The organism is Iodobacter violaceini, assembly GCF_011601265.1.
GTDB classification, from domain to species: Bacteria; Pseudomonadota; Gammaproteobacteria; order Burkholderiales; family Chitinibacteraceae; genus Iodobacter; species Iodobacter violaceini.
The window spans coordinates 183520-210407 of record NZ_JAAOLX010000006.1 but is presented as its reverse complement, the minus strand read 5'-3'; the positions used below and the strand labels follow the sequence as shown (position 1 = coordinate 210407).

Annotated in this window: 31 protein-coding genes; 12 read left to right on the top strand and 19 right to left on the bottom strand. The window is 49.9% G+C overall.

Going from position 1 to position 26888, the window contains the following annotated elements; genetic code table 11:
• Positions 1-112: 112 nt before the first annotated feature.
• Positions 113-1117: a porphobilinogen synthase gene (hemB, locus tag HA050_RS13165; protein ID WP_166826911.1), complete on the top strand. Its 1005-nt coding sequence runs from the start codon at positions 113-115 to the stop codon at positions 1115-1117.
• A 439-nt stretch (positions 1118-1556) separates the two neighbouring features.
• Here the strand turns inward: hemB and queC are convergent, their stop codons facing one another.
• The 13 genes from queC to ruvA all read right to left on the bottom strand — a co-directional run bounded on the left by queC (position 1557) and on the right by ruvA (position 11917).
• Positions 1557-2240, bottom strand: coding sequence for a 7-cyano-7-deazaguanine synthase QueC (gene queC / locus HA050_RS13160; protein WP_166826909.1), 684 nt, complete (start codon positions 2238-2240; stop codon positions 1557-1559).
• A 23-nt stretch (positions 2241-2263) separates the two neighbouring features.
• The gene (locus tag HA050_RS13155) at positions 2264-2665 is read right to left on the bottom strand and encodes a hypothetical protein (RefSeq protein ID WP_166826906.1); all 402 of its coding nucleotides are present in this window, start codon (positions 2663-2665) and stop codon (positions 2264-2266) included.
• A 4-nt stretch (positions 2666-2669) separates the two neighbouring features.
• Positions 2670-3977 (bottom strand): chloride channel protein, encoded by a 1308-nt coding sequence (locus HA050_RS13150; RefSeq protein WP_166826903.1) that lies wholly within the window; start codon positions 3975-3977, stop codon positions 2670-2672.
• An 11-nt stretch (positions 3978-3988) separates the two neighbouring features.
• Entirely contained in the window at positions 3989-4633 is a 645-nt protein-coding gene (gene queE, locus HA050_RS13145) for a 7-carboxy-7-deazaguanine synthase QueE (protein ID WP_166826900.1), read from the bottom strand.
• 178 nt (positions 4634-4811) lie between these two features.
• On the bottom strand, positions 4812-5540 hold the full coding sequence (locus tag HA050_RS13140; protein ID WP_166826897.1) for a YbgF trimerization domain-containing protein: 729 nt from the start codon (positions 5538-5540) through the stop codon (positions 4812-4814).
• Between the two features lie 92 nt (positions 5541-5632).
• The gene (gene pal / locus HA050_RS13135; RefSeq protein WP_166826895.1) at positions 5633-6178 is read right to left on the bottom strand and encodes a peptidoglycan-associated lipoprotein Pal; all 546 of its coding nucleotides are present in this window, start codon (positions 6176-6178) and stop codon (positions 5633-5635) included.
• Between the two features lie 93 nt (positions 6179-6271).
• Complete coding sequence (gene tolB, locus HA050_RS13130; RefSeq protein WP_166826892.1) at positions 6272-7543, bottom strand: Tol-Pal system beta propeller repeat protein TolB; 1272 nt, start codon at positions 7541-7543, stop codon at positions 6272-6274.
• A 65-nt stretch (positions 7544-7608) separates the two neighbouring features.
• Positions 7609-8493 (bottom strand): energy transducer TonB, encoded by an 885-nt coding sequence (locus HA050_RS13125; RefSeq protein WP_166826889.1) that lies wholly within the window; start codon positions 8491-8493, stop codon positions 7609-7611.
• 1 nt (position 8494) lies between these two features.
• Positions 8495-8902, bottom strand: coding sequence for a protein TolR (tolR, locus tag HA050_RS13120; RefSeq protein ID WP_166826886.1), 408 nt, complete (start codon positions 8900-8902; stop codon positions 8495-8497).
• Complete coding sequence (gene tolQ, locus HA050_RS13115; RefSeq protein ID WP_257212436.1) at positions 8902-9594, bottom strand: protein TolQ; 693 nt, start codon at positions 9592-9594, stop codon at positions 8902-8904. Before tolQ ends, tolR begins: the two co-directional genes overlap by 1 nt.
• Before the next feature lie 68 nt (positions 9595-9662).
• Positions 9663-10700, bottom strand: coding sequence for a Holliday junction branch migration DNA helicase RuvB (gene ruvB, locus HA050_RS13110; RefSeq protein WP_115228480.1), 1038 nt, complete (start codon positions 10698-10700; stop codon positions 9663-9665).
• Positions 10697-11317 carry a phosphatase PAP2 family protein gene (locus HA050_RS13105; RefSeq protein WP_166826884.1) on the bottom strand — a complete coding sequence of 207 codons (621 nt, stop codon included), beginning with the start codon at positions 11315-11317 and terminating at the stop codon, positions 10697-10699. Before HA050_RS13105 ends, ruvB begins: the two co-directional genes overlap by 4 nt.
• Positions 11318-11917, bottom strand: a complete 600-nt coding sequence (ruvA, locus tag HA050_RS13100) for a Holliday junction branch migration protein RuvA (RefSeq protein ID WP_166826881.1) — start codon at positions 11915-11917, stop codon at positions 11318-11320.
• 88 nt (positions 11918-12005) lie between these two features.
• Between ruvA and HA050_RS13095 the strand changes: the two genes are divergently transcribed.
• Positions 12006-12659: a substrate-binding periplasmic protein gene (locus HA050_RS13095; RefSeq protein ID WP_240929074.1), complete on the top strand. Its 654-nt coding sequence runs from the start codon at positions 12006-12008 to the stop codon at positions 12657-12659.
• A gap of 41 nt (positions 12660-12700) precedes the next feature.
• Here the strand turns inward: HA050_RS13095 and ruvC are convergent, their stop codons facing one another.
• Both ruvC and HA050_RS13085 read right to left on the bottom strand, forming a co-directional pair.
• Complete coding sequence (gene ruvC / locus HA050_RS13090) at positions 12701-13222, bottom strand: crossover junction endodeoxyribonuclease RuvC (protein WP_166826875.1); 522 nt, start codon at positions 13220-13222, stop codon at positions 12701-12703.
• A gap of 52 nt (positions 13223-13274) precedes the next feature.
• Positions 13275-14129 carry a cell envelope integrity TolA family protein gene (locus HA050_RS13085; protein ID WP_166826872.1) on the bottom strand — a complete coding sequence of 285 codons (855 nt, stop codon included), beginning with the start codon at positions 14127-14129 and terminating at the stop codon, positions 13275-13277.
• A gap of 111 nt (positions 14130-14240) precedes the next feature.
• Between HA050_RS13085 and HA050_RS13080 the strand changes: the two genes are divergently transcribed.
• The 5 genes from HA050_RS13080 (at position 14241) to HA050_RS13060 (ending at position 17258) form a co-directional block, all read left to right on the top strand.
• Complete coding sequence (locus HA050_RS13080) at positions 14241-14543, top strand: c-type cytochrome (protein ID WP_099396610.1); 303 nt, start codon at positions 14241-14243, stop codon at positions 14541-14543.
• 185 nt (positions 14544-14728) lie between these two features.
• Positions 14729-15145: an RNA polymerase-binding protein DksA gene (dksA, locus tag HA050_RS13075; protein WP_099396609.1), complete on the top strand. Its 417-nt coding sequence runs from the start codon at positions 14729-14731 to the stop codon at positions 15143-15145.
• A 15-nt stretch (positions 15146-15160) separates the two neighbouring features.
• Positions 15161-15577 carry a Fur family transcriptional regulator gene (locus HA050_RS13070; protein ID WP_099396608.1) on the top strand — a complete coding sequence of 139 codons (417 nt, stop codon included), beginning with the start codon at positions 15161-15163 and terminating at the stop codon, positions 15575-15577.
• Between the two features lie 64 nt (positions 15578-15641).
• Positions 15642-16712, top strand: coding sequence for a 3-deoxy-7-phosphoheptulonate synthase AroG (aroG, locus tag HA050_RS13065; protein WP_166826869.1), 1071 nt, complete (start codon positions 15642-15644; stop codon positions 16710-16712).
• 264 nt (positions 16713-16976) lie between these two features.
• A complete protein-coding gene (locus HA050_RS13060) occupies positions 16977-17258 on the top strand; it encodes a hypothetical protein (protein ID WP_166826866.1) in 282 nt (93 codons plus the stop codon).
• 2 nt (positions 17259-17260) lie between these two features.
• On the opposite strand, the gene HA050_RS13055 is transcribed toward HA050_RS13060, so the two are convergent.
• Entirely contained in the window at positions 17261-17737 is a 477-nt protein-coding gene (locus tag HA050_RS13055) for a biotin/lipoyl-containing protein (protein ID WP_166826863.1), read from the bottom strand.
• A 336-nt stretch (positions 17738-18073) separates the two neighbouring features.
• Between HA050_RS13055 and HA050_RS13050 the strand changes: the two genes are divergently transcribed.
• The 5 genes from HA050_RS13050 (at position 18074) to HA050_RS13030 (ending at position 23061) form a co-directional block, all read left to right on the top strand.
• Positions 18074-19267 carry an acetate/propionate family kinase gene (locus tag HA050_RS13050; protein ID WP_166826860.1) on the top strand — a complete coding sequence of 398 codons (1194 nt, stop codon included), beginning with the start codon at positions 18074-18076 and terminating at the stop codon, positions 19265-19267.
• Positions 19268-19553: 286 nt separating this feature from the next.
• Entirely contained in the window at positions 19554-20303 is a 750-nt protein-coding gene (locus tag HA050_RS13045) for a BPSS1780 family membrane protein (RefSeq protein WP_099396602.1), read from the top strand.
• On the top strand, positions 20293-20679 hold the full coding sequence (locus HA050_RS13040) for a diacylglycerol kinase (protein ID WP_099396601.1): 387 nt from the start codon (positions 20293-20295) through the stop codon (positions 20677-20679). The genes HA050_RS13045 and HA050_RS13040 overlap by 11 nt, the downstream gene beginning before the upstream one ends.
• Before the next feature lie 61 nt (positions 20680-20740).
• Positions 20741-22039, top strand: coding sequence for a diguanylate cyclase domain-containing protein (locus HA050_RS13035; protein ID WP_166826857.1), 1299 nt, complete (start codon positions 20741-20743; stop codon positions 22037-22039).
• Complete coding sequence (locus HA050_RS13030) at positions 22036-23061, top strand: tetratricopeptide repeat protein (protein WP_166826836.1); 1026 nt, start codon at positions 22036-22038, stop codon at positions 23059-23061. The genes HA050_RS13035 and HA050_RS13030 overlap by 4 nt, the downstream gene beginning before the upstream one ends.
• Positions 23062-23105: 44 nt before the next feature.
• On the opposite strand, the gene HA050_RS13025 is transcribed toward HA050_RS13030, so the two are convergent.
• From HA050_RS13025 to HA050_RS13015, 3 genes are all read right to left on the bottom strand, one after another.
• A complete protein-coding gene (locus HA050_RS13025; protein WP_166826833.1) occupies positions 23106-23579 on the bottom strand; it encodes a hypothetical protein in 474 nt (157 codons plus the stop codon).
• 216 nt (positions 23580-23795) lie between these two features.
• Positions 23796-24926, bottom strand: coding sequence for a c-type cytochrome biogenesis protein CcsB (gene ccsB, locus HA050_RS13020; protein ID WP_166826831.1), 1131 nt, complete (start codon positions 24924-24926; stop codon positions 23796-23798).
• Complete coding sequence (locus tag HA050_RS13015; protein WP_240929065.1) at positions 24923-26884, bottom strand: cytochrome c biogenesis protein ResB; 1962 nt, start codon at positions 26882-26884, stop codon at positions 24923-24925. The genes ccsB and HA050_RS13015 overlap by 4 nt, the downstream gene beginning before the upstream one ends.
• Between the last annotated feature and the right edge of the window lie 4 nt (positions 26885-26888).

Below are 26888 nucleotides of genomic sequence, written 5' to 3'. Positions count from 1 at the left end.
ATTGAGGGTGGGCAGCAAAAGCTGCCCACTTTTTTTCATTTTTTGTCAGCATTGCGCAGCCCCCCCTCCTATTCTTCGTTAAAATAAGCGTACTCATTTACAGGTGCGTCCTATGCATAGCAATCGCTCATTCCCAACTACCCGTTTACGCCGTATGCGCCACGATGATTTCTCGCGCAGAATGATGCGTGAAAATCATTTAACTGCGGATAATCTGATTTTGCCGGTGTTTGTTTTAGATGGTGAAAACCGCACGCAGGCGGTTGCCTCTATGCCCGGGGTAAATCGCCAGAGCTTAGATCAGCTGTTTTATACCGCCGAACAGGCCGTTAAGCTGGGCGTACCTGCCTTAGCCATTTTCCCTGTGATTGAGCAGGATTTAAAAACGCTGGATGCGGCTGAAGCCTGGAATCCGAAAGGCCTGGTGCCCCGAGTAGTGCGTGAGTTAAAAGCGCGTTTCCCAGAGCTGGGCCTGATTACCGATGGTGCACTTGATCCTTACACCATCCATGGTCAGGACGGCATTATTGATGGCAATGGCTATGTATTAAATGAAGAAACTGTTGCCGCACTGGTTAAGCAAGCGCTTTGCCATGCTGAAGCGGGCGTCGATATTATTGCGCCATCGGACATGATGGATGGCCGTATTGGCGCGATTCGTCAGGCTCTGGATGCCAAAGATTTTATCCACACCCGTATCATGGCTTACTCGGCCAAATACGCATCAGCCTTTTACGGACCTTTCCGCGATGCAGTTGGCTCGGCAGCTAATTTGGGTAAGGCCGATAAAAAGACTTACCAAATGGACCCCGCCAATCTGAACGAAGCCTTGCACGAAGTAGCGCTCGATCTGACCGAAGGCGCGGATATGGTGATGGTGAAGCCGGGTATGCCTTACCTGGATGTAGTGCGCCGCGTGAAAGATGAATTTGCCGCACCGACCTTTGTTTATCAAGTCTCCGGTGAATACGCCATGCTCAAAGCCGCCGCGCAAAACGGCTGGCTGAATGAAGAAGCGGTGGTGCTGGAAAGTTTAATGGGCTTTAAACGCGCAGGTGCAGATGGGATTCTGACTTATTTTGCACTGGATGCAGCGCGGTGGCTGGCGGGGAAGTGATGTGTTGTTGTAAGGGGTGAAGCAGATCAAAAACAATGCTTTTTTAGTGCCTTCGGCACATCCGTTTAGGTGCGGGAATCCCCCGCGAGGGACTTACTTTCTTGCTTCGCCAAGAAAGTAAGCAAAGAAGGCGACCCCAAACAGCACGAAGGCCCCTCACTGCGGACAATCGAGGTGGCGTCAATTCAACTCGCTTCGCTCAAACACGAATTGACGACTACCCCACCCCGCTTGTTCCTCGCTTCGGCGTGCTTCAGGGGGGACTTTAGCCCCATGCAGTGAGCGTGGTTAATACATTTTCTCGTTGTTAGTTGATACAAAAGGAAATCGGCTCCGTGCAAACACGTAAGCCGATTTTTTTACATCTAATTACTGGCGTACTGCGCTAACGCCGATCAACACAAATCGTCGCTCAGCGAAGCTTTGATTACGCCTTATATTATTTTTGATACCGGGTTGGATCTACCAGCCCCGCATGGGCAAAGCCAGCACTACGCAGGCGGCAGGCTTCGCATTCGCCGCAGGCGCGGCCTTCTTCGTCGGCTTTATAGCAGGTTACGGTCAGGCCGTAATCCACGCCAAGCTCAGTGCCCTTCTGGGCGATTTCTGCTTTGGTGAGTTTCAGCAGCGGGGTGTGGATGGTGAGGTTTGAACCTTCCACGCCCACTTTGGTTGCCAGTCTGGCCATTGCTTGAAAAGACGCAATATATTCCGGGCGGCAATCCGGGTAGCCCGAGTAATCCACGGCATTGACGCCAATAAAAATATCATCCGCTTTGAGCACTTCAGACCATGCCAGCGCGTAAGAGAGCAGCACGGTATTGCGTGCGGGCACATAGGTCACGGGGATTTCACCGGGGTTGCCGCCATCTGTTGGCACATCAATCGTGGCGTCGGTGAGTGCTGAGCCGCCAAAGCCTGCTAAATCAATTTTCAGAATACGGTGTTCAACTGCGCCCAGCGCTTCTGCTACTCGGGCGGCGGCTTTCAGCTCGGCGTTGTGCTTCTGGCCGTAATCAAAGGATAAGCAATAGGGCGCGAAGCCTTCGGCTTTGGCAATGGCAAGGCAGGTGGCAGAGTCGAGGCCACCGGAGAGTAAGATCACAGCAGGTTTTTTGGTCATAATATTTTCAATTTAAATAATGTTTATGGATTGATGGCGATGACTTTGGTGGTTTGCTCTGAGCATTCCTTATTCAGGCAAATGCCGGAAAACCAGATTTCACCATTGCCTATCATCGCGCCATTGCTGTTGCGAAACAGCGTTTCAGTTGTTTGCGCGAGCACGGCCGCTTTTACTTTGGGTGTGATTACTTTTGAGTACTGAGCAATAAACTGCGGTGCCTTTAGCGTTATTTTCTTAGGCAGATTTACCTTCAGGGGAAAGCGGGTCAGCTTGGCTACGCTGGCGGCATCGTCTTTGGCGACAGCCGTTTGCAGTGATTTTAAAAATTCAGCCAGCTGAGCGGTGGTCATGCCGTCCGGGCCTGTGGATTCTGCCTGAGCAAAGGTGGCTATCAAGGCAAATACAGCTAAAAAATAGCGCATAGGATCACTTTAAAAGTTGGGGAGAAGCCAAGCGTTGCAGGGCCTTTTCCGCCAGATCATGATAAAGATTGGTGCCAAAAAGGCGTGCTACGGTGGATGAAATCATCGCAGCGGCCAGAATTGAAATCACCATCGTGTGGCCATCTGTCATTTCAATCAAAATAATAGCCGAGGTAAGCGGTGCCCGCGTTACTGCGGCCAGCATTGCCGCCATCCCAATGGCAATCAGCTTGATATGAATGCTGCTGTCAAACCATGGCAAAAACCAGCTGCTGACGCCCGCGCCCATAGAGAGCGACGGGGCAAAAATACCGCCGGGTAAACCGGTCAAAAAGGTAGCCAGCAGCCCTAAAAACTTCATCGGCAAGAAGTACCAAGCCATAGTGCCGTGGCCTGTGACCACTTCGCTGGTGATTTCTGCTCCGCTGCCAAAAATAGGAGCGGCCAGCCCCATGCAGGCAATTAAAAAGCCACATGCGGCGATGAATAAATAGGGCCGGGCTGCGCGCCACATTTTCACTTTAACTGGCAGCCAGCGATCCTGATGCACGCAAAGCCAGGAGAAAAAGCCACCAACTAAGCCCGCGGTCACCGCCACAATAAACATCGGCCACAAAATGCTGTAGTTAAAACCGGGCACGTGAATCCGGCCAAAATAGGTGTAATCACCCTGAATCGCCAAAGAAACCACACCGGCTAAAATCACCGCGCCTAATAGCTTGCCCGAGGTTTTTTCTTCTACCGAGCGCGCCAGTTCTTCAAATGCAAACACAATCCCAGCCAGTGGCGTATTAAATGCGGCGGCAATCCCCGCTGCCCCGCCTGCCAGAATCAGCTGGCGGCGAAATACGGCATCGGATAATGGAATAAAACGCCGGCAGGCATACATTAAGCTTGCGCCAATTTGCACCGTCGGGCCTTCACGCCCCAGCACAAAGCCACAGCCAAGGCCTGCAACCACGCCGATAAACTTGGCGCATGCGATACGTAAACTAAGCAGTTGCCGGATGATGGCGGGCTGATCGGTTACTTGCAGCGCGGCCATGGCTTGCGGAATACCGCTGCCTTCCGAGCCCTTACCCATTTTTTGCATCAGCCAGCGTATCGCCATGCCACCGCAGGGCAAGGCAAAAAAAGGCCACCATGCCCAGCGTGCGCTCATATTTTGGAAAATCGCCAGTGCGCCGTCCGCAGCCTTGGCCAGAACAACGGCAACAAGGCCCACCATAGCGGCACCAAACCAGAGAGCCAGTGTGGCGCGGCTGCGTTCTGGTAAGTGTTTAATGCGTACCAGCCAACGTTTCCAATACATGAGCTTGCCTGTTAAACGCCGGGACGTTCACCCCAGAGGATTTTGTGTAATTGCACTTGCATACGCACTGGTAAATGATCTTCCAGTACCCAGGCGGCGAGGTTTGCGGGAGGAAGTGTCTCCCAGACGGGCGACATCAGCACGGGGGCCAGCGTTTCCAAACGGCGCTCGCGGATTAAATCGCGTGCCCATTCGTAATCGCTGCGATCGCATAAAACAAACTTGATTTCGTCTGCTTTATTCACGTAATCAAGGTTTTCCCAGTGCATTTTGGATAATTCACCCGAGCCGGGCGTTTTGATATCCAGAATGCGTGAAACACGCGGGTCGACATCAGCAATCGATAAAGCGCCGCTGGTTTCTAAGCTGAGTGAATAGCCAGCGTCGCAAAGTAAGCGCATCAGTTCGTGCACGCCTTTTTGCGCCAGTGGCTCGCCGCCGGTGACGCAAATATGGTGGGTATTGAACGAGGCGATTTTATCGAGGATGGTTTGAAAAGATTGCGTCTCTCCACCGGTAAAAGCGTAGGCGCTGTCGCAATAGCCACAGCGCAGCGGACAGCCGGTGAGGCGGACAAACACCGTGGGCAGGCCCATACGGGTGGTTTCGCCCTGTAACGAGCAGAAAATCTCGGTAATGCGTAATGCGTCTTTCAAGAGTAGCTCCTAAGCCAGCGGCAATTGCTGCATGGCAAACCGGAAAACAGTCCGGTGGAAATAAAAACGGCGCCAACCTGATCGGTGACGCCGGGTAAAAATGTGGGCGTTGCAATGTTTCAGCTAAGCTGAGCAATTTTACGCAGTTTTAGTGTTTCTAGAGTTGTTTTAATTACACTTAATCGGTTGCAAGCAATGCTTTCTTGGCTGCAGCGGCTTTTTCTGCCTGTGGATACTTTTCAATCAGCTGTAAAAGGTATTTGCGCGATGATTTTTTATCGCCCAGTGAGTTGGCCACAATCGCCAGGCCAAACAGAGCATCAGGGGCGCGGGTTTCATCATTGCTGGCCAGCACCTGCTGATAAGATGCTTGTGCGCCCTTATAGCTTTTAAGCGCAGTCTGGCTTACGCCCATCCAGTAGTAAGCAGAAGGAAGCTGGGCACTGCTGCTGTTTTCGTTAATAAATTTTTGCAGGCCGACAACGGCTTCTTTGTGTTTGCCTGAGCGGGTGAGCTGCACCAGATCGTCTAATTGCTGCTGTTCTGACACTACGGCAGCAGCTTTGCTTTCTACTTTGGCCATTTCCATTGCACGCATCCGGGCATCCAGATCGGTATAAAGATCTTTCTGCCGCTTGGCAGCTTCATCCAAATTAAATTGCAGTACTTCATTTTGCCCGCGCAGGGTGGCGATTTCCTGGCGTAGTTTTTCAAGCTGACCGACTAATTCGATAGAGCGGCTATTGCCTGCTTCTAATTGCATCAGGCGATCATCGGTCTTTTTTTGTGCCTGAGTTTGAGCATTTCGCAGATCATTTAATTGCTGGCGCGCTTCATTGTCATCAAAAAGACCAGCGTGAGCCTGCACAGAAAATGCGAGCAAGAGCAGAGTAGCAATTCGTTTCATAGATTGATCTGATTTGAAGTTGAAAACGCGCGGACGAGCTATCGCTCGTCCGTGGCAGAGACTAGGTCTTTTTTTAGTCTGCAGCAAGCTGGTTACTGTGCAGATTCACCATTGTAAACAATTTCGGCACGACGATTACGTTCGCGTATTGCATCGCTGTCACCTGCTTCAAGCGGGCGCTCTTCACCAAAGCTTACGGTTTCGATCTGGCTGTCCGGTACACCAAGTACATTCATCATTTTACGTACTGAATCGGCACGTTTCTGGCCCAGCGCTAAGTTGTACTCTGCTGTGCCGCGCTCATCAGTGTGGCCCTGCAGGATGATTTTTGCATCTTTATGTGTGTTGAGGTATTTGGCATGAGCCTGAACCAGCTCATGGAAATCCGGGCGCACAATAAAGGAATCGAAATCAAAATAGACACGGCGGTTAGACAGAATGCTGTTTGGATCTGTCAGCTCGGTAAAGGATTTTGTTGTGCCTTGAGTCAGGTCAACGGTAGCTGGGGTCGTGCTTGGCTGAGTGGTACTGGTATTTGTTGAGCCAGAATTATCAGCAGGTGTTGTTGTTGGTACCGGGGTGCTCGCGCAAGCGGCAAGCAAGGCAGTCATGATTAAACTAAGCGCTACTTTTTTCATTGTGTTTCTTCCTTAGTTACATCTTAAAGAGATAAAGCTAAGCGTTCGGGCTGTATGACATTTAGCTTAGCAAAGGTTCCGCAAATGGTATCTTTACCGAAGTACAGGCCCCCATGCGGGTTGTCTTACGTCTCCTGCTTGCGCTCTCAGGCGCTGTTTTACTCTTCCATCACTTGAAACCGCCGCAAGAACGCCACGGCCGCCAGCTTTGGTTTCGTACAGAATCATTTGCCCGTTTGGCGAAAAGCTGGGCGAATCATCAGATCCGGAATCGGTGAGGGTAAGTACCTGACGGCTGCTTAAATCCATAATTGCCGCACGGTAGCCGCCATCACGGGTAATAAAGGTCATATTTTTGCCATCCGGGCTAAGCTTGGCTGAGCTATTGTAACCCCCCTGAAACGTTACCCGCTCTGTGTTACTGCCATTGCTGTTCATGCGGTAAATTTGCGGGCTGCCGCCACGATCTGAGGTGAAATAAATAAAGCGCCCATCGGGTGAAAACGCAGGCTCGGTATTGATTTCGCCGCCCCGGCTCAGCTGCCGTAAATCACTGCCATCAGTATTGACGAGGTAAATTTGCGAGCTGCCGCTTTGGGTCAGTACTACCGCCAGCTCACGGCCATTGGGCGACCATGCGGGGGCGTAATTGCTGCCCTTAAAACCGGCTGCTTTCCAGCGGCGCCCTGAAGCCAGCTCGTGCACATAGACTACGGGTTTTTGATCTTCAAAAGAAACATAGGCTAATTTGCCACCATCTGGCGACCATTTTGGCGACATCACGGGTTGTTTGGAAACCAGAATCGCCTGCGAGGCAAAGCCGTCAGCGTCGGACACTTGTAATTCAAAGCGTGCGCCTTGTTTTAGCACATAGGCAATCCGTGAATTAAACGCGCCAGGCTGGCCGGTAATCTGCTGGTAAATCAAATCGGCAATTTGATGCGCTACCCGGCGCATCTGGCCTGCTGTGGCTTTGCGCTCCCAGGTGATGAGGGGCTTTTTGCTGGCCAGGTCAATCAGCCAGAATTGCACATTAAAGCCGCCTGCATCGGGCGTTACCCGGCCAATGGCCATGGTCTGTGCGCCTTTAGCCAGAGCTGCTGTGTAATTTACCTGCTCGGGAGCAAAGGGCACTGGCGACAGATCACCCGCTCCGATCACTTTAAATAAGCCGCTGCGCGTTAAATCATCGCTAATAACCGGTGTGAGCGCTTGTTTTTGCTGGTTTTCATTCTGAAATGGTGCGATTGCGATAGGGTATTGCGATGCACCTACGCCAACCACATCAATGGTCATATCAGCATGAACCACATTGCTCAGGAGCAAGCCTGCGGTCAGTAGCTTAAAAAATTTACGCCAAAGCATTATTGGAGTTCTCCATGAATGGCTATTCCATTCGGTTAACAGCTCACTTCGCCAAAGGCGGCGGCCTAATCATTTAAACGGAACAATATTTTAATATTGCGCATATCACCACTAAATGCCTGCCCATCAGGCAGGGGCGGCATGCGCTGCAAGGCCAGAATGGCACGCTTAGCGGCTTCGTCGTACATTGTTTCGCCGCTGGGTTTCAATAGCGTTACTTCTTGAATCTCACCATTTGGCAACACATTGATTCTGAACTCTGCCGATGGATTGCCCTTAGGATTGGGGTAGACCAATTTAGAGCGGATCAGTTGCGAAACCCTGCTGCGATAGTCGGCCAGGCCCTTGCTGGCCATTGCGCTATTACCGCTGCCCGAGCCTGGGCCTGTGTTGGTGGTGGCATTGGGGTTATTGCCTTTGCCGCCAGCTTTTGCGCCGGGTTTATTGGGCTCTAAGGAGCTGCCTTCAGAGAGTGCCGCATCAAATGCCGATACTTTGGGCTTTGGCGGGGCTTTGGGAGCGGCTGTTGGCCTGGCTACCGGAGCCGCAGTCGGTTTGTGTGGTACGGGCGGAGACACAGGTACGGCCGTTGGCACCGGCGTCGCCTTAGGCTTGGGCGACGGTGTTGGCGTGGGGGCTGGAGTCGGCCGCTGGGTTGGCGCTGGCTTTACCTTGGCCGTAGCGATATCCGCTGGCTTTTCGGGTAAAGGCTCAGGCTTGGGCTCTACTTTGGGCTGCAAAATTTTGGGCTTGGGTGGTTCAGGATCGGGCGCTTGCTGTGCGCTGGCAGGTGGTGGCCCGCCCCATAATTCGACGACTACGGGTTCTTGTTTCTTTGTTTGCCAGTTCATCGACAGCAATAAGCCCGCCACCAGTAATAAATGGACGGCAGCGGCCAGTGCAAAGGCCAGAGTGGGGCGTTCATTACGGTTAAGAGTTAAGCTGCTCATATCACTTCGGCTGAACGAGCAGGCCAACCCGGGCAATATTGGCCTGTTTTAAAGCATCCATCGCATTCATCACCTGCTCGTAGCGTATGGATTTATCTGCGGCAATCACTACAGGGCGATTGGGCGTGACGGTTTGTTTGGCCTGCACACTGGCAACCAGTGCTTTCAGGTCGGCCAGATCGCTGGTCTCTTCCTTATCGTGCAGCTTGATCGCACCAGCCGCGTCAATTTCAACACGCAGCGGGGCTACATTGACTTCCTGATCGGATTTGCCCACCGTGGGCAGATTCACCACGCCCTGTTGCATCATCGGTGTGGCCACCATAAAAATCACCAGCAAAACCAGCATCACGTCGATATAGGGAACAACATTGATTTCGTTTTTAATCCTGCGTGCGCGGCGGGCCATTATTTCACCTGACGTTGCAAGATATTGGAAAACTCTTCGATAAAGGTATCAAAGCGGTTGGCCAGTTTATCGACTTCATTAGCAAAGCGGTTATAAGCAACCACAGCCGGAATGGCCGCAAACAGACCAATGGCGGTAGCAACCAGCGCTTCTGCAATGCCGGGAGCAACCGTGGCCAAGGTGGCCTGGCCTACATTTGCGAGGCCGGTAAAGGCATTCATAATGCCCCATACGGTACCAAATAAGCCGATATAAGGGCTGATCGAGCCTACCGTGGCCAGAAACGCTGTATGTGAATCCAGCTCATCCAGCTCACGCTGGCAAGCGGCGCGCATGGCACGGCGGCTGCCTTCCATTACATCGGATAATTCCATATTGCCGCGCTCGCCAGCACGCTGGCGCAATTTTAAAAACTCCCCAAAACCCGCCTGAAATATTTTTTCCATGCCCAGTGTCTGACCACGGCGTACCTGATCATAAAGGGCCGCAAGGTCTGCGCCATTCCAGAAGCGATTTTCAAAGTCTTCCGTTTGTTTTCTGGCGTGAGAAATGGCGAAGTGTTTGCTGAAGATATACCACCAGGACATAAATGACATCACCAGTAAAAGTCCCATAACGGCTTGTACAACGGGGCTGGCGTGCAGGACTAAAGTGAGAATAGACAAATCTTGGTTTGCAGCAGCAACGTCCACTTTGGGTAATCCTTTATTCGCGTGTTAATGGTAGGGCGGCTTATTCCGCCGAAATAATATATCGGGTATCAATCTTGTTTTTTCGGGCTCAGCCCAAAGTGCTCATACGCTGCCAGTGTAGCAATCCTGCCGCGTGGCGTTCTTTGTAAAAAGCCTTGCTGAATCAAAAAGGGCTCAATCACATCGTCAATGGTGTCGGATGATTCACCAATGGCCGCCGCGACGTTATCCAGCCCTACCGGGCCACCAGCAAATTTCTCCAGAATGGCAGATAAAAGCTTCCGGTCCATGACATCCAGCCCTGCGTGATCCACATCCAGCATCGAAAGCGCTGCATCGGCCACTTCACGGGTGACATGGCCATCTGCGCGCACTTCGGCGTAATCGCGCACCCGGCGCAGCAAACGGTTGGCAATCCGCGGCGTGCCCCGTGATCTTCGCGCAATTTCGAATGCGCCGTCAGGTGCGATATTCACATTGAGTAATTGTGCCGAACGTGTGGTGATGCGGGTCAGCTCTTCTGCAGAGTAAAACTCCAGCCTTGCCACAATACCAAAGCGATCTCTCAGCGGGTTGGTCAGCATCCCTGCGCGGGTGGTGGCGCCAACCAGTGTAAATGGCGGCAGATCAAGCTTTACTGATCTGGCCGCAGGGCCTTCTCCAATCATTAAATCAAGCTGAAAGTCTTCAAGCGCAGGGTAAAGAATTTCTTCAACCACCGGGCTGAGCCGGTGAATTTCATCGATAAACAAGACATCATGCGGCTCTAAATTCGTCAGAATTGCCGCTAAATCGCCAGCGCGTTCCAGCACCGGGCCTGAAGTCTGGCGCAGGTTTACGCCTAACTCGCGGGAAATAATATGGGCCAGCGTGGTTTTACCCAGGCCCGGCGGGCCAAACAGCAGTACATGATCGAGCGCTTCACCGCGCTTTTTAGCGGCTTCGATAAAAATCTCTAATTGCTCACGTGCTTTGGCCTGCCCGACATATTCGTCGAGTAATTTGGGCCGCAGAGCGTGCTCAAGTTTTTCTTCCTGATTAGATAATTTTGTACTGCTGATCAGGCGATCAGCAGGAGCTGCAGAAAGCGCATCGGTTTCGATCATGGCTGTAGGCGATCCAAGGGGGTAATACGGCTTGCGGCGTAGCTGTAAAGATAAACGATAGCGCTCGCAACACTAAAGCCTGCAATGATATCGGAGAAATGATGCACACCCAGTACCAGTCTGGCTAAGCCGCCAAAAATTGCTGCACAAAAGGCAAGGCTGAACCAGAGTGTACGGCGTTGTGGCTGATAGTGTGTGGCAATCAGGGCCAGTACAAAAGACATAATCCATGCGCTCATTGCATGGCCGCTGGGAAAAGACGGGCCGTGTGCCGAGGCCAGAAACTCTAGGGTGGGGCGGGGCCGTAAGATGCTGAATTTAAGGGCTGCATTAAGCAGCCAGCCGCTGAAGATGGCCAGCACTAAGCCAATTGAATTGCGGCGATCTCCCAATTTAAACCATAAGCCTGCGCCAATCACCGCGGCCAGCAGCAGGGAGCCGAATGCACCGCCAAACCAGGCTAAAGTTTTGCAGGCTGCAATAAGCCATGCCGGCCCATTGTAAAAGACGTTACCAATGGCATCATCGAGGGCATTGAGTTCTGGCGAGCCTAAGACTGTGGCCAGAAAAATGAACAAAATGGTGCCGATAATGGCGGTGACGGGCAGGATTCGCATTTAGGATTTAACCAGTTGTTTAAGGGCGCGCCGGATGCCGTCTGAAACATCAACATCGCTGGCGAGCTCTTTGACCGCGCCGCTGGCTTCGCGTTCGCTGTATCCCAGGGCAATTAATGCATGCTGCACATCATCTTTATTTGATGCAGGCGTTTGAAACAGTGCACTATTATTGCTGACAGAAGTCATAATAGGCAGGTTGTTGAGCTTGCCGCGCAGTTCTAAAACCAGTCTTTCTGCCGTTTTTTTACCAATGCCCGGCACCTTTGACAGCCGAACCAGATCTTCTGCAGCGATGGCTTGCGCAAGCTCATCGGCGTTCATTCCCGATAAAATGGCGAGCGCAATTTTTGCACCAATGCCGCTGACCTTGATTAAGGCGCGGAATGTATCGCGCTCCGGCTTGGTGGCAAAGCCATATAAAAGCTGAGCATCTTCACGCACCACCATGTGAATAAACAGGCTGGATGGCTGCCCTGTGTGGGGCAGTACATAAAACGTGCTCATAGGCACATCAACTTCGTAGCCCACGCCATTGGTTTCAATCACAATCTGCGGGGGCTGTTTTTCGATCAGGGTTCCGGTAAGGCGTCCGATCATGGCGTGCATCTCTAAAGGAAAGCGGGGAGTATAAATGCCCGGGATTAGCTTGACGAACTTGAAGCCAGGTATTTTTTGTTTGCTCAGTATGCTGCAGGCACAGGCCACGCCTGTACGCTTATTGACGCAGCAACAGTTGCCGTACAGCAATCAGCAGGCTGACGGGCGTCAGAGCGGGCTTGCGCTGGAAACTGTGCGTTGTGTGATGAATAAATTGCAGCGTCCGGTAGAGATTAAATTTCTGCCATGGAAGCGTGCACAAAATTTAGTTGAGCTTGGTGAGGCGGATGGTTTTTTTTCGGCGTCCCAAAACAGCGAGCGGGATCGCTTTGCTACGCTTTCGCAAGCAATTGCTCCCCAGCAATGGCGCTGGTATTTCCGTACGGAAAACACGGCGAAGCCATTAAGCGAAGAGTTTCGCCTGTCGGCCACCGTGGGGGCTTATTTTGGTTCGAATATGCTGACCTGGCTAAAAGCATCTGGTTATCGGATTTATGCCACCCCCCCTGCCCATGACCAGCTGCTTAAAATGCTGCTGGCTGGCAGGGTTGCCGCAGTATTAGCCAGCGATCTGGCGATGAATGAGGCGATTCATGCGGAGCATGCCGAGTACAAAATCCGCTCGGAGCTTCAGGAAGATAAACCTTTAGGTGTTTATTTTGGCCACCGCTTCTTAAAAGAAGACCCTGAATTCCTGGCCCGTTTTAACGCAGAGCTTCCTTCTTGCCGGAGTAAAGTTTAGGGCTGCAGCCAGCGAAGCACTGAATCAAATGTCAGCCGAGCCTAAGCTAAGCGCCCGCGTTTAATGGTTAAGCCAAGGCTGGCAAGCTGCTTCATCGCGCCGCTATCGTGCTGAGCATGGGTGAGCGCCACTGCAAGTGCATCGGCGGCATCTGATTGTGGGGCACCATTGAGCCGCAGCATTCGCTGCACCATCTGGCTGACCTGATCTTTGTCTGCATGGCCATTGCCAACCACTGCCTGCTTTACTTGCAGCGCGGTGTACTCCCCTATCGGCAGATCAGCCAAAACCAGCGCCGACATTGCCGCTCCCCGTGCTTGCCCCAGCATCAGCGTTGATTGCGGGTTGACGTTTACAAAGACAATTTCAACCGCTGCTACATCGGGCTTATAGGTATCTACTACTTCGGCAATGCCGCGCAAAATAGATTTAATGCGTGTAGCCAGCTCGCCGCCCGGCGTGCGAATGCAGCCTGAGGCGATATAACTCCGGTTTTGTCCGTCTGTATCGATAACCCCGAACCCCGTTATTCTGGAGCCCGGGTCAATTCCTAAAATTCGCATTTATTTAACCTGGAACACACGTGACTCTTGGTAAAGCCCTGCTGAGGCAAAATTAATCCCGGCCTAAAACAGCATCGCCTTTGGCAAAGGTCCATGTTCGGCTAATGCTGATCACATCGGTGTCTTTACGAATATCATCAGGAAACTTACCAAAAGGCGCTGCCATTTTTACAATACGTAAAGCAGCTGCATCCAGCTCTTTATTGCCTGATGATTTGGTAATTTCGGCCCTGCGGACATTGCCGTTCGCGTCGATCTCAACGGATACCAATAAGCGGCCATAGAGTTTCTGGCCGTGCGAATCAAGCGGGTAAGTCAGCGCACCAACCCGCTCCATCTTCATGCGCCAGTCTTCAACATAGCGGGCAAAACGATATTCTCTGGCGCGTGCACCGATAAAAGTCATGCGCGGGCGGCTTTGGTATTCGCTGGTTTGCTTGCTGATCTGCGCTGCTAAGCCGGCGATTTCACGGGCTTGTTGTTTTAATTGCTCATTATCGGGGCCCGTATTTTCACTATGCGTGCTTTTACCCAGATCCTGAGCAACACGGGTGTCCGCCTTCAGCTGCAACATGAGTTTTTCTGCATCGGCCTCAAGTTTTTTTTGCTGAGCTTTTGCGCGTTCCACTTCTTTAGACTGCGCATTATCGCTGGCAGGCAAGGGTGATTTAACGTGCTGATTCAGAACATCTGTATTGCCCCCGCCATTTAAGCTGGCCTGAGCCAGCGCATCCGCTTTATGAGCATCTTGCAATGTGCGCTGGTTTACAAGCACCACTTCCAGTGGCTGGGCTGAAAACAGTGTTTTAGGATCGGGCATTACAAACTTCATGCCAAAAATAGGAATAGCATGTGCGAGCACCGAAAAGGCTACGCCCAGAGCCATAAAACGTTGCGCTCTATCCATTTGCCAACCTGTATTACCTAAGATTTTTAATCGCGGGAGTGTAGCACGGCGCATGCTCTCTGCTTGCTGCTAAAATACTCCTACGCTTCAATTATCTGTAAGGAAATAAGTATGATTAAGTATTTACTACCGCTGTTTTTGGTCTGTACTCCATTGGCTTTTGCTGAAGATGGAGCAAAAGTTGCGGCAAAATACAACTGCTTGGGTTGCCATGCGATTGATACTAAAATTGTTGGGCCCGCGTATAAGGAAGTTGCAGCAAAATATCGCGGGCAAAAAGATGCAGAAGCTATGCTGATGAAAGAAGTACGCAGTGGTTTGCCCGGCGGAAAATGGGGGAAAATTCCCATGCCCGCGCAGCAAATTGAAGAGAAAGATTTAAGGATTATTGTACGTTGGGTACTGTCGCATTAATGCCATACCGTCTGTATGGCGAAACGAGTTATTGCATTGCGGCGGGGACTTGATTATGCTGCCTCCCCATTTGGTGGGGTGTATGCTCGTAAGTTTATGTTCTGTCTGGTTTTTGTTTCAGTAAGATGAAATAAAGCTGCAGAGCGATTTTGCCCCGCCCCCATTTGCAGAAAGGGAGAACGACCATGGCCAAACTCACGGAACAAGAAATCATTAGCTGGAACGGTTCAGAAGATGATTACATGAACCCGGATCACCTCGAGTTTTTCCGGGCTAAGCTTCTGCAAATGAAAGCAGAGCTGTTGGCAAATGCCAATCAAACCAGCCAGCATTTGCAAGAGCAGGAAGCCACGCCTGATCCGGCTGACCGCGCTACTTTGGAAGAAGAGTATGCATTAGAGCTACGCACGCGTGATCGTGAGCGTAAGTTGTTGCTTAAAATCGAGTCTACTTTACGTAAGCTTGATGATGGCAATTATGGCTATTGCGAAGACACAGGCGAGCCAATTGGTCTGCCACGCTTAGTTGCACGCCCAACGGCATCAATGTCTCTGGAAGCGCAAGAGCGTCGTGAACGTATGAAAAAGCAGTACGCAGATTAATGTTGTGCTGTTTTGATGAGTAATGCTTCTGAGACGATTGCGAAAGCACGTGATTTAGTCGCCCAAACCCGTGCCCGTACTACACCTGCACGGGTTAGGGTGCTCGCTGCGCTCTTGGATGCTCAACGCCCGCTGTCACATCTGGATGTGCTGGCGGCGTTGCAGCCCGCTATCGACCGCGTAACGGTATACCGGGTTTTAGACTGGTTAACCGAGCAGCATTTGGCGCATAAATTATCCGGTGATGATCGGGTATGGCGCTTTTCTGTTGCACCTGCCCCACACCACCATGCGCATTTTCAGTGTGAAAATTGCGGACGTTTTTTTTGTTTGGAAAACGTAAGCAGTGATCTGCCTGTAAGCTTGCCTGCCCAGTTCGTGGCCCGCATGGTTGAAATCACGGTTAAAGGTATTTGCGCCGACTGTCGTTAGACGATAATCTCTTTCTTTTATGATGTGCTTGTCGCCGTGCTAGGCAGCCGCTCCAGGGAAGAATATGCAATATCAAACAGATGATGTCCGTATCCGAGAAATTAAAGAGCTACTCCCCCCTGTTGCGGTGATGGAGAAATTCCCTGTCAGCGAAGTTGCCTCCGTTACTGTTTTTGAAACCCGGCAAGCCATTCAGCGCATTTTGCAAGGCAGCGATGACCGCCTTCTTGTGGTGATTGGCCCGTGCTCAATTCATGATACCGAGGCTGCGCACGAATACGGCGCAAAGCTTAAAGTGCTGCGCGAGCTTCACAAAAACGATTTAGAAATCGTGATGCGGGTTTATTTTGAAAAACCCCGCACAACGGTAGGCTGGAAAGGCCTGATCAATGATCCTTACCTGAACGGCAGTTTTAATATCAACGATGGCCTGCGTATTGCACGCAAATTATTGGTTGATTTAAATAATGATGGTATGCCAACAGCCGGCGAATTCCTCGATATGATCACGCCACAATATATGGCTGATTTGATGAGCTGGGGAGCAATTGGGGCGCGTACGACTGAATCACAGGTACACCGCGAGCTGGCTTCGGGGTTATCTTGCCCGGTAGGTTTTAAAAACGGAACAGACGGTAATTTAAAAATTGCACTGGATGCGATTCGCGCATCCAGCCAGTCACACCACTTTTTGTCTGTAACTAAAATGGGCCATTCTGCGATTGTGGCAACTGGCGGCAATCCTGATTGCCATATCATTTTGCGTGGCGGCAAAGAGCCTAATTACGACACTAATCATGTGCGTGCTGCGCTGGCCGATCTGGCCGCTGCCGGGCTGCCACAAAAAGTAATGGTTGATTTTAGCCATGCCAACAGCAGCAAAGATTACCGCCGTCAGGTTGATGTATCTGCTGATGTCTGTGCTCAGCTTGCCCGTGGCAATAACGGTATATTTGGTGTAATGGTTGAAAGCCATATTATTGGTGGCCGTCAGGATCATGTTGAAGGCAAGCCACTGACTTATGGTCAGTCAATTACTGATGGTTGTATCAGCTGGGATCAGACAGAAACGATGCTGGCAGATTTGTCCAGGGCCGTGCTGGATCGCCGCGCGATTGCCAAGGTTCATATTTAAGTTTCCAGCTTATCAATATTCAACGCCCCGTTTATCGGGGCGTTTGTTTTTTCTGAATCTGAAACTGAGTTTATTGCCGCTCTGACTTGCCTGCGGTAAGGAATTACTGGATTTGGCTCTGCTCTTTACTAGTATTGAAAATACCCTGATGCACCGGATCATTTATCTGATGCAGTTTCACTTCAGCAGTTTCTTTTTGGCTGGGCGCGAAAGATACAGGTCGTTTACTGAAGATGCATCACTTATTGATACCGGAGTCAGGCTATGCAATTTGATGAAGTTATTCCAGATCATTTTAATATCATCTCCCGCACCCCCTTGCCGCACGTGCTCATTGAGCAGGCTTTGATGCAATTAGGCGGAGGGGGCGTTGAAGGTACAACTTTTAAGCGTAATGCTTTGTTGTCTGCGGGCTGGAAACACGCCAGTGTGGTGTCTTATGGCAAGCATCCCGCAGAGGCGACCGCCGCTTTTAATAAAGTACGTGCTGTTTTGGCCCTGAGCCAGGATCCTGCAGCGATCATGGATCAATTACAAAAGAAATAACTTTAGTACGGGCGGCTTTGCTGCCATTGCAGCATAACGGCGCGGACATGAGCTTCTATATCCGCTTCTTCAATACATTCGCCCAAGGCTGTAATCGTGCTTAGGTCTACGCCCAGCTTAGCCGCAAGGCGGGCAGCGCCAAGGCTGACATTGAGCGTGGTAGTTGGTGCTGCAGGCCAGTCCAGCTGGCAGGCGCTGGCAAAAGTGGCCTCTGCTCCAAATAATTGCACAGGCTCTTCTTCAATCTCCATTTGTAATAAAAGATCACCGCATTGCACGGTTTCTTTAATTTCTACCATGATATGCGAAACCAAACCTGCTTCCGGAGCGCAGATCTCAACCTCACTATCACCACAAATTAAGGTCAGAAGCGGTGTATTACTGTGTACATGATGGCCTGGTAAGATATGTACGGCGCTGACGCTGGCTGTTTCATCCAGCTCAGGAACGCATATCAGGTGCGTGGTGAATGTACTCATGGTGAATATGCACCTATTTTTCAATGATTTTGCTTGATTTTGGCCAATACTGCTGTTTTTACTACTGCTTAGAATATGCAGCAGTAATTATTCCATTGCAGTGCAGCATCGCAGTTCCTAACATTGGGCCCGATTCAGCAGGGAAAGCCCCAAGTTTATGGATATTAACGCAGCCATCAGCCGTTGTGTGTAAGCAAAGTCCGTATCCTGGCTGTTTAAGTCTGGCTTATGTGATTTGCGCCTGCTAATGATGATTTTAAAGTGCAATCAGAACAATCAACCTATATGTGATGAGATGAGTCTTATCACCGCCAGCGTAATATTAAGGAGCAGTTTATGAGTGAGTTGGTTTTAGTTATTAATGCCGGATCGTCCAGCATCAAGTTTTCCCTGTTTGAAACCGGCGCGGCTGATCCTGTTCTGCTCTTTAAAGGCCTGGCAGACGGTATTTATGTTGATCCGAAGTTTGTAGCAAAAGACGCGGATGACAATAAGCTGGTTTCTGAATCTATGCCGGCAGATATGCCTAAGAACCACGACTCTGCACTGCGTCATATGCTGGCCTGGCTCAATAGCCGTATTGAAGGCCGTACGATTGCCGCGGTTGGTCATCGCGTTGTGCATGGTGGCCTGAGCTTTTGCCAGCCGGTGCGCATTACTGAAGAAGTATTAAAGGGCCTGGACGAAACCATTGCTCTGGCTCCATTGCATGCCCCGCACAATATTATGCCAATGCGCGTGCTGGCTCAGCTTTTACCAACCGTGCCGCAAGTGGCTTGTTTTGACACCGCTTTCCACCGCACTCAGCCTGAAATCGAGCAGCAATACGCTTTGCCGTACGAGTTCAGCGAAAAACATGGTATCCGTCGTTATGGCTTCCATGGCCTTTCTTATGAGTTTATTGCCAGCGTATTGCCAGGTATTGATGCAAAAGCTGCGGCAGGCCGCACAGTTGTGGCCCATCTGGGTAATGGCTCTTCGATGGCTGGATTGATTAATGGCCACTGCCAGGCAACAACCATGGGCTTTACTGCCTTAGAAGGCCTGCCTATGGGCACCCGTTGCGGCACGATCGATCCTGCCTTAATTCTGCACTTTATGAGCCATCTGAAAATGGATGCCTCACAAATTGAAGAGCTGATCTACAAGCAATCCGGTCTGTTGGGTATGTCGGGTATTTCCAGCGATATGCGTGATCTGCATGCAAGTAAAGATCCGCATGCTAAGTTTGCTGTTGATTACTTTGCTCACCGTGTTGTGCGTGAAGCGGCTTCTTTAGCTGCTGCGATGCAAGGCTTTGATGCGCTGGTGTTTACTGCAGGTATCGGTGAAAACGACGATATTGCCCGCGCCACTGTATGTAATGAATTGCGCTGGTTAGGTGTGGAAATTGATGAAGTTGAAAATGCAAAACGCTCAGGTGAAGCGCGCTGCATTTCATTGCCAGGCAGCCGTATTCCTGTTTATATCATTCCAACGAATGAAGAGCTGATGATTGCCCGCCACGCTTTGAAGTGCGTTGCTGCGTAATTTTTAGTTTTAATCAAAGCCACATGGTGCAGATCATGTGGCTTTTTTTTGTCTGTGGTAAATCGCAACACTATTCTGCGGCGTTATTTATTTGAAATTATATTTTTATTCAAAACCCGCACAATAGCTGGCTGAATCATAACTAAGAAAGTAAATCATTTCATGGTGCGGGCATGGTTTTATTTAGTAAGGAAGCATCAGGTTCTCCCTGCTGATATGTTTACCTTTGAGTAAGTTAAGGGTTCACGTATCCTTCAAGCCTTGCCGGAGCAGCAGTGGGAAAATCATGGAAAACGATAGCGTAATTGATCTCTTGCCCGAGCCGCGTCGCCTTGTTGCGAATCGTGGCTGGCATTGGTATGTAAATGGATTTAAGTTATTTCGCCGCCAGCCTGGGATATGGATTGTCATCGCCCTGCAATTTTTTGTTTTAGCTTTGCTGGCGAACGTGCTGCCTGTAGTAGGCGCTTTGGCCTATACCCTGGTATCCCCGGTATTGTCAGGCGGAATATATCTGGCGGCTAAGCGGTGCGATGCAGGTAACAGAGTTGGCCCTCTGGATTTATTTGCGGCATTTCACGGTGAAATAAAACCCCTGCTTTGGGTGGGTTTTATTAATGTGCTTGCTGCGATGCTGGTCACGGTTGTGCTGGGCTTATTTGGCAGCCAGGCCAGTCTTGTTGATATTCCAGCCGGAAGCTTGCCTACGCCAGAGCAAATGAAATCGCTGTATTTACATACCTCGCTGAGCCTTATTTTAATGACGCCGGTAATGTGTGCGGTGTGGTTTGCCCCCGCTTTAATATTGTTTGATGGTTATTCTGCCATCGATGCGATGAAGCTTTCATTTGCAGGCATTGCCCGCAACTGGCAGGCGTTTTTAGTGAGTGGGCTGGTCACGATTGCCTTGTGTTTTTTATCAGTATTTACATTATTGCTGGGGTTTTTAGTTGTCTTGCCGGTGATGATGCTGATGCAATATATTGCGTACCGAGAAATTTTTGCTGCAGTGCCTGCCGGCGCTGATGGAGTTTAATGTGTTGGAAAGCCCGTTCAAAGGTAAAACAGGAGTCGCCCGCATTTTTAATGCTCTGGGTTATTCCATCGATGGTTTAAAAGCAGGCTGGCTAAATGAAGCTGCATTTCGTCAGGTTACTTTGCTGGCGCTGCTTGGTATTCCCTGCGCGTTTTTAATTCCAGGGCTGCCACATTGGGGCAGGGCGTTACTGATAGGCAGTCATTTGGCCAGTATGATTGTTGAGCTGCTTAATTCGGCCATTGAGGCCGCGGTAGATCACACCTCCCTGGAGCGTCATGAGCTGGCTAAGCGGGCCAAAGATTTAGGCAGTGCGGCGCAATTGGTCTGCCTGCTGAATTTAGCCTTGATGTGGTGTTTGGTTGTGCTGGGCTGATTGCTCTGTTTTTTATGACGTATAGCCCTTTTGTACTGCCAGCCCGGATGTAAAGATCACCATGAGTCACCAGCAAGAGCGCCTGCTTAAAGGGCGCAGCTTCTACCGGCAGGGCGAGCATGCTCTGGCTGTTTCTAGCTTTTTGGCGGGTATCGAGGAATCGCTTGAGGCCAGAGGAAATGAAACCATTTACTGGATCGAGCTGGCGCATTTATTCCGTGAAACGGGCCAGGCAGAGCGGGCGTTAGCGCTCAACCAGTATGGCTTGCAACTGGCTGGGGACGATGATTACTTGATTTGTGCAGCAAGGCTGGGTCTGGCTGCCGATCTGTGGGAATTAAACCAGCAAGAGATGGCCCGCGCCATGATGCAGCAGGTCTTGGCGAACCCTCAGCTATACCAATGTCCTTATTTGCTGGAGCGCTTAAGCCAGCTTTGCATTGTGCAGGAGCAATGGCTGCCAGCGCTCAGCCTGATTGAAAAGGCGCTCGTGCTGTATCAGGATGACCCGGTGGCGATGGCTAGTTGTGGTCTGTCCCTGCTTAAGTTGCAGGGCAGGGCTAAGGTGCGCTCTGAGTATCACGATGGCGTGAGTATTGTTCAAAAATACATGCACTTACTTCCAAATGCCCAGCGTGAAGTACACGCAGAGCTGGCTCGTGCCTGTCAGGCGCTGGGGCAGTTCTCTGAATCAGCGGCTCATTTTATGCAGGCCTTGCAGATTGCTTCCAAAGCACAGAAAAAAACACGCCCCAGGCGTTTGGCTGCGGTGGAATACAAGCTGCGGCATATGACCAGTGAAATTGAAATTGAATTATTGCGTGAGAAAAACGTGGCACAGCATCAGCAGGTGCAGGAGCTGGAAAACGTCACTTTCCGTGATGAGCTGACTGGCCTGCATAATGCCCGCTATCTGGAAATATGCTGGCCGGGTTTGCTGGATCAGGCTCGTGAAGATGTTGCGCTTTGCATGCTTAGCATTGGGATTGATCAGTTTGCCAGTATCCGTGAGGTGTTTGGCAGTGAGCTGGCCAGCATTGCATATCATCAGCTGGCACGCATTTTACAGCGCCATTTGCCGGCTAAGGCTGTTTTGGTTTGCAGTGGATCTGGCACGTTTGCATTGGTATTTTTGGCTTTAGATAAGGCGGAGATAGAGCAATTTTCAGCACGAGTGCAGCAGGATATTGCTTTATTGGAATATGCCCATTTGCCTGAGTCCCTGAGTATCAGCATGGGCGGGGCATTTTTTCAGGCAGGGGATACTGCCGAAATTTTACAACTTCGGGCTGATCTGGCTTTTTTTCTGGGGCAGCGGCAGGGGCTGGGACAATTGTTTTGGGATGAAGAAACCCGATGAGCGCAAAACTACAGTTTGCCGCCCAATTGGAAATCCTGGCCAGGGAATCATATTGTGGCTCGCCTCCTGCACCGGCCGAGGCCAGGCAACTGCTGCAGAACACTTTTGATGAGCCCCGGCTGATGGCGCTGGCTCAGGTGATTCTGGGGCATTCATGGCAGCATTTAAGTGAGCATCTTAAGGCGCAGCAGGCATTTTTAGCGGGCATGCTGAGTTTTAAAGCGGCGGGGTGCCTTAAGGAGCAAACCGAAACCCTGATCCTGCTGGGGTTTTCGCATTTATTAAGCAATGAACCGCTGATTGCGCTTGATTATTGGTCTGATGCGCTCGTCATTGCGCGTAAATTAAAAAATAGAAAACTATGTGCCCGTATATATATGGGCATTAGCCAGGTTTATATTGGCTTTGGTGATAATCAGGCTGCATTGGGATTTAATGAACTGGCACTGGAGCTGGCACGAAAATTAGGCAGTGATCATTTAAAGTGTGAGGTATTGCTGAATGTGGCCAGCGATGCCTGCCGCTTAAAACGCTTTTCATATGCTTTGCAATGTCTGGCTGAAGCAGAAAAACTATTACAGCAATCGGTTGTAAATCCTATTTGGTCGGCTGAAATAATTTATTATCTGGGTGTTGTACATGCGGAACAAAAACAATGGGCTCAGGCTAAAATAGAGCTTGAAACTGCTTTTACTCTGAGTGATCAAAATGATAATTTATGGGGAAAAGCCCATGCTTTAACAGCATTGGCTGAAGTATTGCTGGCATTGGGTGAAAATAATGCCGGTACAATATTGCTGCAGGCTTTAAGTCTGGCAGAGTCAGGTGGTATAAAACCATTACAAAACCGTTGTAATATGGCTTTAATTCAGTGGCATTTGGCGCGGCAAAACGATGAATTGGCTTTGCCTGCTTTTAATGCGCTGATTCAAAATGAAGATACAGAAAAATTTAAAATCAGCGCAAAGCACAAGCAGCAAATTTTGCAATTAGAAACGCAAAGCCGTATGCGCCACTTGTAGCGTAAGTCATTGAATATATTTAATAAAACAGCTGTGGCCACTGGCTATTTCTTGCTCCACCCCAGCGTGGTTTTAATTTGCCGGAGATAGGCATAAGCGGTGACTTCATGGCCTGCATCGCATAACAGGCGATGCCAGTGTTCTAATACCGGTTCTAAACCTGCCCGGTCGTGAATAAGCGCAAAATCTTTATCTAAAAAGCGGTCTAGCTGGCCAGCCAGATATTGCTGATTACTCATATACATCATCTGGCGGATTTGAGCGAGCGCCCTTTGATTGATACTCACCCCTTCGTGGCCGTTTGCCGGGCCATTGCTTTCTTCTATCATTTTAAGCAGCTCAAGCCTTGAGAGGCCTTCTTCTAATTCGGCTAAGCTAAATGCCTGTAACAGATCGCTGCGGGTTCTTTTTCCGTCGACCATAATTAAAATGCGACGGGCAACTGAAGAAAGCAAGCCGCTGCGCTCTTCAATTTCTTTACTACCTTTTGCGGTCTTAGTGAAGCGCGGCTGATCCATTTTTATGACCAGAGAGGATTGTGTGTAAATAGGTTAACGTACTCTGACCTATAAGCCAACATGAATAATATAAAAAATTAATGATGGATATGTTTATATTTGTTTAAATCTTATAAAACTACACTCTTATACTTATTAGAAAAATACATAAAAAAATCGCCCCTGAATGAGGAGCGATTTTTTATATGATATAAGCAGGAATAAATGCTTTACTACTTAAAGGCCGCCATAGGAATGCAAGCCGGATAAAAACATATTTACGCCAATAAAGGCAAAGCTGGTGACCAGCAGGCCAATCAGCGCCCACCATGCCAGCACATTGCCACGCCAGCCTTTTACTAAGCGCATATGCAGCCATGAGGCATAGTTCAGCCATACAATCAGCGCCCAGGTTTCTTTTGGATCCCAGCTCCAGTAACCACCCCATGCTTCGGCGGCCCACATTGCTCCTAAAATGGTAGCAATCGTGAAGAATAGAAAACCAATCGAGATGGCTTTATACATGACCTCGCCAAGTGTTTCGTAGCTTGGCAGGCGGCTGGATAAAATGCCTTTTGAAACTAAAAGCTGGGCGGCACCCAGCCCCGCTGAAAGGGCAAAAGCACCGTAGCCTACAAAGTTGGCAGGGACGTGTATTTTCATCCACCAGGATTGCAACGCGGGGATCAGTGGCTGAATTTCATGTGCCTGGCGATCAACGCTGTACCAAAGAATAAAACCGACTGCAGCCAGGATAATGGGCAGCACAAAGGCGCCCATGGTTTTGGCCATTCCTTGTGCTTTAAACTTTTGCTCGTAGTACAGATACATCAGTGTTGTAATCAGGCAAAACAGAATAAAGACTTCGTATAAATTTGAAACAGGAATATGGCCAACGTCAGCACCAATCAGATAGCTTTCATACCAGCGCACTAATTTCGAGATCAGAGCTGCCGATGCAGCGGCCCAGGTTAAGCTGCTTGCGATGCCGAGTGCGGTGTTGGAACGACGCAACATTCCCAGCCAGTACATTAAGGTTGCCAGCAAATAAAGCACGCACATCCACATAACAGCTGATTGGCTGGACAAAATATACTTGAGCCAAAAAACGTTTTGCCCGTTAGCAAGCGTGCCTTGATACAAGCCAATGCTTGCAAGTGAAAAAAGTGCACTGACAGGCAGAAAAACCCGCATGGCTGGCCAGAAGCGGCCAAACCACACAATGGCTGCAACAGCGGCCAATAAGATGCCTTCTTCGTAATAATCCATAAATGCGGCATAGCGCTTATAGGCAAACAGGCCCGCAGCGATAATCAGGCCGGTAAACACCATGTCGAATGGTGATAAGCGGCGCTTGGAGATATTCATGGTGTTTTTCCTTTTGCAGCCAAATCAGTGGTGAGCTCAGTAAATTCACGATCCAGATCAGAATTCTTGCGGTTACTACTCATGGCAATCAGGGTTTTTCCAGCTGCAAGGCGTACCCAAACCCGGTTTTCACGAATATAAAACATAGAGAAAATACCGATCACCAATAATAAAGAACCTAAATACACAATATTTTGGCCGGGTGCACGGGTAATTTGAAATCCACTGGCTTTGACTTCATCAAAGCTGCTGGCTTGCAGCCAGACTGGCGGGCCATATTCATACAGGCTGCTGACTGCGACCAGGCTATCCATCAGAAAGCGGTATTGTGCTTCATCAATCGGCAGTACAGGCAGGCCCGCTTTTCCTTGCGCGACATCCATTGCATCAATCACCGTACCCTGCAGGATCTTGATGTAGGTTTGGGCTACAGTCTGGCGCTGCTCTTTGGGCACTTTCTGATCCAGGAAACTTTCGATGGCAGGGAAACCCCCTTCACTAAAGCGTGTAAGTACCCCAATGGTGACGTCTTTAAATTGCGCTTCGCCTTCTTTAGTAATCCCGCCGCTTTGGAAGGCTTTTGCCGCAGTCCGGCGGGCAATTTCCGGGTAAAGCGATTTATCAAGCAGACTGGCCCGCAAACGCATAAAGGTAGCCGGTTCCATGTCTTTATCCAGAGGAATACGAATAAATTGGAATGGAGCTGCTACTTCGGTGCGCATGCCTGTAACGGCATAGCCAGCGCCATTTTCAAAAAATGGAGCAAAGTAATTCAGGTATTCAGTGGCCTGGCCGTTTTTATCGCGTAATTTAAATTGAATCGACGGGCCAATATTTTTGAGGTTGTGCTCGCTTTGTACCGCTTGCGCTGAGGCCATGGCTTGGGCAAATTTGCTGACTGCCATCGCGTTATTGGCTACTTTGCCCATGTTTTCAATATTGAACGGGCGGAAATCACCCATTTCTAATTGATAAGCCTGACCATTGATTTGCATGCTCTGGCTGGATTGCGAGCGAACATCAAATGCTTGAGCGCTGTGATTGTTTAAATTCCAGCGCTGCATTTTCAGCAGGGAGCCACCATCGCCAAAGCTGGCTTGATAAACGGCTACCCCTTTGTAAATTAAAGGTTTATTGACTTCTACTTTGGCTCTTTTAAGTACGGTTCCAGTTTTTTTGTCCAGTAAATCAATATCACTGGCAAAGAGTTTGGGTTGCCCGGTTGAATAATGCTCGATATAAAATTTATTCAGGCGCACTGCAAAGGGCAGATCCTGAACAAAATACCCCTGGCCTGCATTTAAGAAAATCACATCGCCAACTGAGCCTTCGGGCAGGGTGACATTGCCGCGGAAAGATAAATTATCTTCGGGCAAGCGGCTTTGTGGGGGGACTTTACTTTGCGGTAAATCGCGCGTTTCTGGTGTTTTAAAGCCAAACAGCTCGGTTAATTTGAGCGGCACATTCCCGTCAAGCAAGCCACCAATACAGATCACCACAATGGCCGCATGGGCAAATACATAACCTAAACGCTGAAAGCTGCCTTTTTTGGCAGCAATCAAGACCTGGCCATTCTCTTCACGAATGCGGCTGCGGTATCCCCGGTCAGCTAGTGTATCGATAACGTCTTCGGTGGGTAATTCGTTGTTTAATTCGATATTGTGCGACATCAAGCGCAATGAATTATTGCTGGCGTTTTCACGATAGCCCCGAATATCTTTCCAAATTCCGGGCATTTGCCGCCAGATACACAGGCTGGTTGATAGCACAAGAAAGCTCAGTATCAGCAAAAACCAAGCGCTGTGGTAGACATCAAACAAGCCAAGTGGGTGAAATACTTGAAACCAGAACTCACCAAACTCAATTTTATAATTGGCGTAAGGTTCGTTTTGTTTTAAAACCGTACCAATAATCGAAGAGATAGCGAGAATAGTCAGCAGGCTTACGGCAAAACGCATTGAC

What these genes read in the sequence shown, in the direction of transcription:
- hemB (WP_166826911.1), top strand. Translation starts at nt 113, where the DNA reads ATGCATAGCAATCGCTCATTCCCAACTACCCGTTTACGCCGTATGCGC.
- queC (WP_166826909.1), bottom strand. Translation starts at nt 2,240, where the DNA reads ATGACCAAAAAACCTGCTGTGATCTTACTCTCCGGTGGCCTCGACTCT.
- HA050_RS13155 (WP_166826906.1), bottom strand. Translation starts at nt 2,665, where the DNA reads ATGCGCTATTTTTTAGCTGTATTTGCCTTGATAGCCACCTTTGCTCAG.
- HA050_RS13150 (WP_166826903.1), bottom strand. Translation starts at nt 3,977, where the DNA reads ATGTATTGGAAACGTTGGCTGGTACGCATTAAACACTTACCAGAACGC.
- HA050_RS13140 (WP_166826897.1), bottom strand. Translation starts at nt 5,540, where the DNA reads ATGAAACGAATTGCTACTCTGCTCTTGCTCGCATTTTCTGTGCAGGCT.
- pal (WP_166826895.1), bottom strand. Translation starts at nt 6,178, where the DNA reads ATGAAAAAAGTAGCGCTTAGTTTAATCATGACTGCCTTGCTTGCCGCT.
- tolB (WP_166826892.1), bottom strand. Translation starts at nt 7,543, where the DNA reads ATGCTTTGGCGTAAATTTTTTAAGCTACTGACCGCAGGCTTGCTCCTG.
- HA050_RS13125 (WP_166826889.1), bottom strand. Translation starts at nt 8,493, where the DNA reads ATGAGCAGCTTAACTCTTAACCGTAATGAACGCCCCACTCTGGCCTTT.
- tolR (WP_166826886.1), bottom strand. Translation starts at nt 8,902, where the DNA reads ATGGCCCGCCGCGCACGCAGGATTAAAAACGAAATCAATGTTGTTCCC.
- ruvB (WP_115228480.1), bottom strand. Translation starts at nt 10,700, where the DNA reads ATGATCGAAACCGATGCGCTTTCTGCAGCTCCTGCTGATCGCCTGATC.
- HA050_RS13105 (WP_166826884.1), bottom strand. Translation starts at nt 11,317, where the DNA reads ATGCGAATCCTGCCCGTCACCGCCATTATCGGCACCATTTTGTTCATT.
- ruvA (WP_166826881.1), bottom strand. Translation starts at nt 11,917, where the DNA reads ATGATCGGACGCCTTACCGGAACCCTGATCGAAAAACAGCCCCCGCAG.
- HA050_RS13095 (WP_240929074.1), top strand. Translation starts at nt 12,006, where the DNA reads ATGCTGCAGGCACAGGCCACGCCTGTACGCTTATTGACGCAGCAACAG.
- ruvC (WP_166826875.1), bottom strand. Translation starts at nt 13,222, where the DNA reads ATGCGAATTTTAGGAATTGACCCGGGCTCCAGAATAACGGGGTTCGGG.
- HA050_RS13085 (WP_166826872.1), bottom strand. Translation starts at nt 14,129, where the DNA reads ATGGATAGAGCGCAACGTTTTATGGCTCTGGGCGTAGCCTTTTCGGTG.
- HA050_RS13080 (WP_099396610.1), top strand. Translation starts at nt 14,241, where the DNA reads ATGATTAAGTATTTACTACCGCTGTTTTTGGTCTGTACTCCATTGGCT.
- dksA (WP_099396609.1), top strand. Translation starts at nt 14,729, where the DNA reads ATGGCCAAACTCACGGAACAAGAAATCATTAGCTGGAACGGTTCAGAA.
- HA050_RS13070 (WP_099396608.1), top strand. Translation starts at nt 15,161, where the DNA reads ATGAGTAATGCTTCTGAGACGATTGCGAAAGCACGTGATTTAGTCGCC.
- aroG (WP_166826869.1), top strand. Translation starts at nt 15,642, where the DNA reads ATGCAATATCAAACAGATGATGTCCGTATCCGAGAAATTAAAGAGCTA.
- HA050_RS13060 (WP_166826866.1), top strand. Translation starts at nt 16,977, where the DNA reads ATGCAATTTGATGAAGTTATTCCAGATCATTTTAATATCATCTCCCGC.
- HA050_RS13055 (WP_166826863.1), bottom strand. Translation starts at nt 17,737, where the DNA reads ATGAGTACATTCACCACGCACCTGATATGCGTTCCTGAGCTGGATGAA.
- HA050_RS13050 (WP_166826860.1), top strand. Translation starts at nt 18,074, where the DNA reads ATGAGTGAGTTGGTTTTAGTTATTAATGCCGGATCGTCCAGCATCAAG.
- HA050_RS13045 (WP_099396602.1), top strand. Translation starts at nt 19,554, where the DNA reads ATGGAAAACGATAGCGTAATTGATCTCTTGCCCGAGCCGCGTCGCCTT.
- HA050_RS13040 (WP_099396601.1), top strand. Translation starts at nt 20,293, where the DNA reads ATGGAGTTTAATGTGTTGGAAAGCCCGTTCAAAGGTAAAACAGGAGTC.
- HA050_RS13035 (WP_166826857.1), top strand. Translation starts at nt 20,741, where the DNA reads ATGAGTCACCAGCAAGAGCGCCTGCTTAAAGGGCGCAGCTTCTACCGG.
- HA050_RS13030 (WP_166826836.1), top strand. Translation starts at nt 22,036, where the DNA reads ATGAGCGCAAAACTACAGTTTGCCGCCCAATTGGAAATCCTGGCCAGG.
- HA050_RS13025 (WP_166826833.1), bottom strand. Translation starts at nt 23,579, where the DNA reads ATGGATCAGCCGCGCTTCACTAAGACCGCAAAAGGTAGTAAAGAAATT.
- ccsB (WP_166826831.1), bottom strand. Translation starts at nt 24,926, where the DNA reads ATGAATATCTCCAAGCGCCGCTTATCACCATTCGACATGGTGTTTACC.
- HA050_RS13015 (WP_240929065.1), bottom strand. Translation starts at nt 26,884, where the DNA reads ATGCGTTTTGCCGTAAGCCTGCTGACTATTCTCGCTATCTCTTCGATT.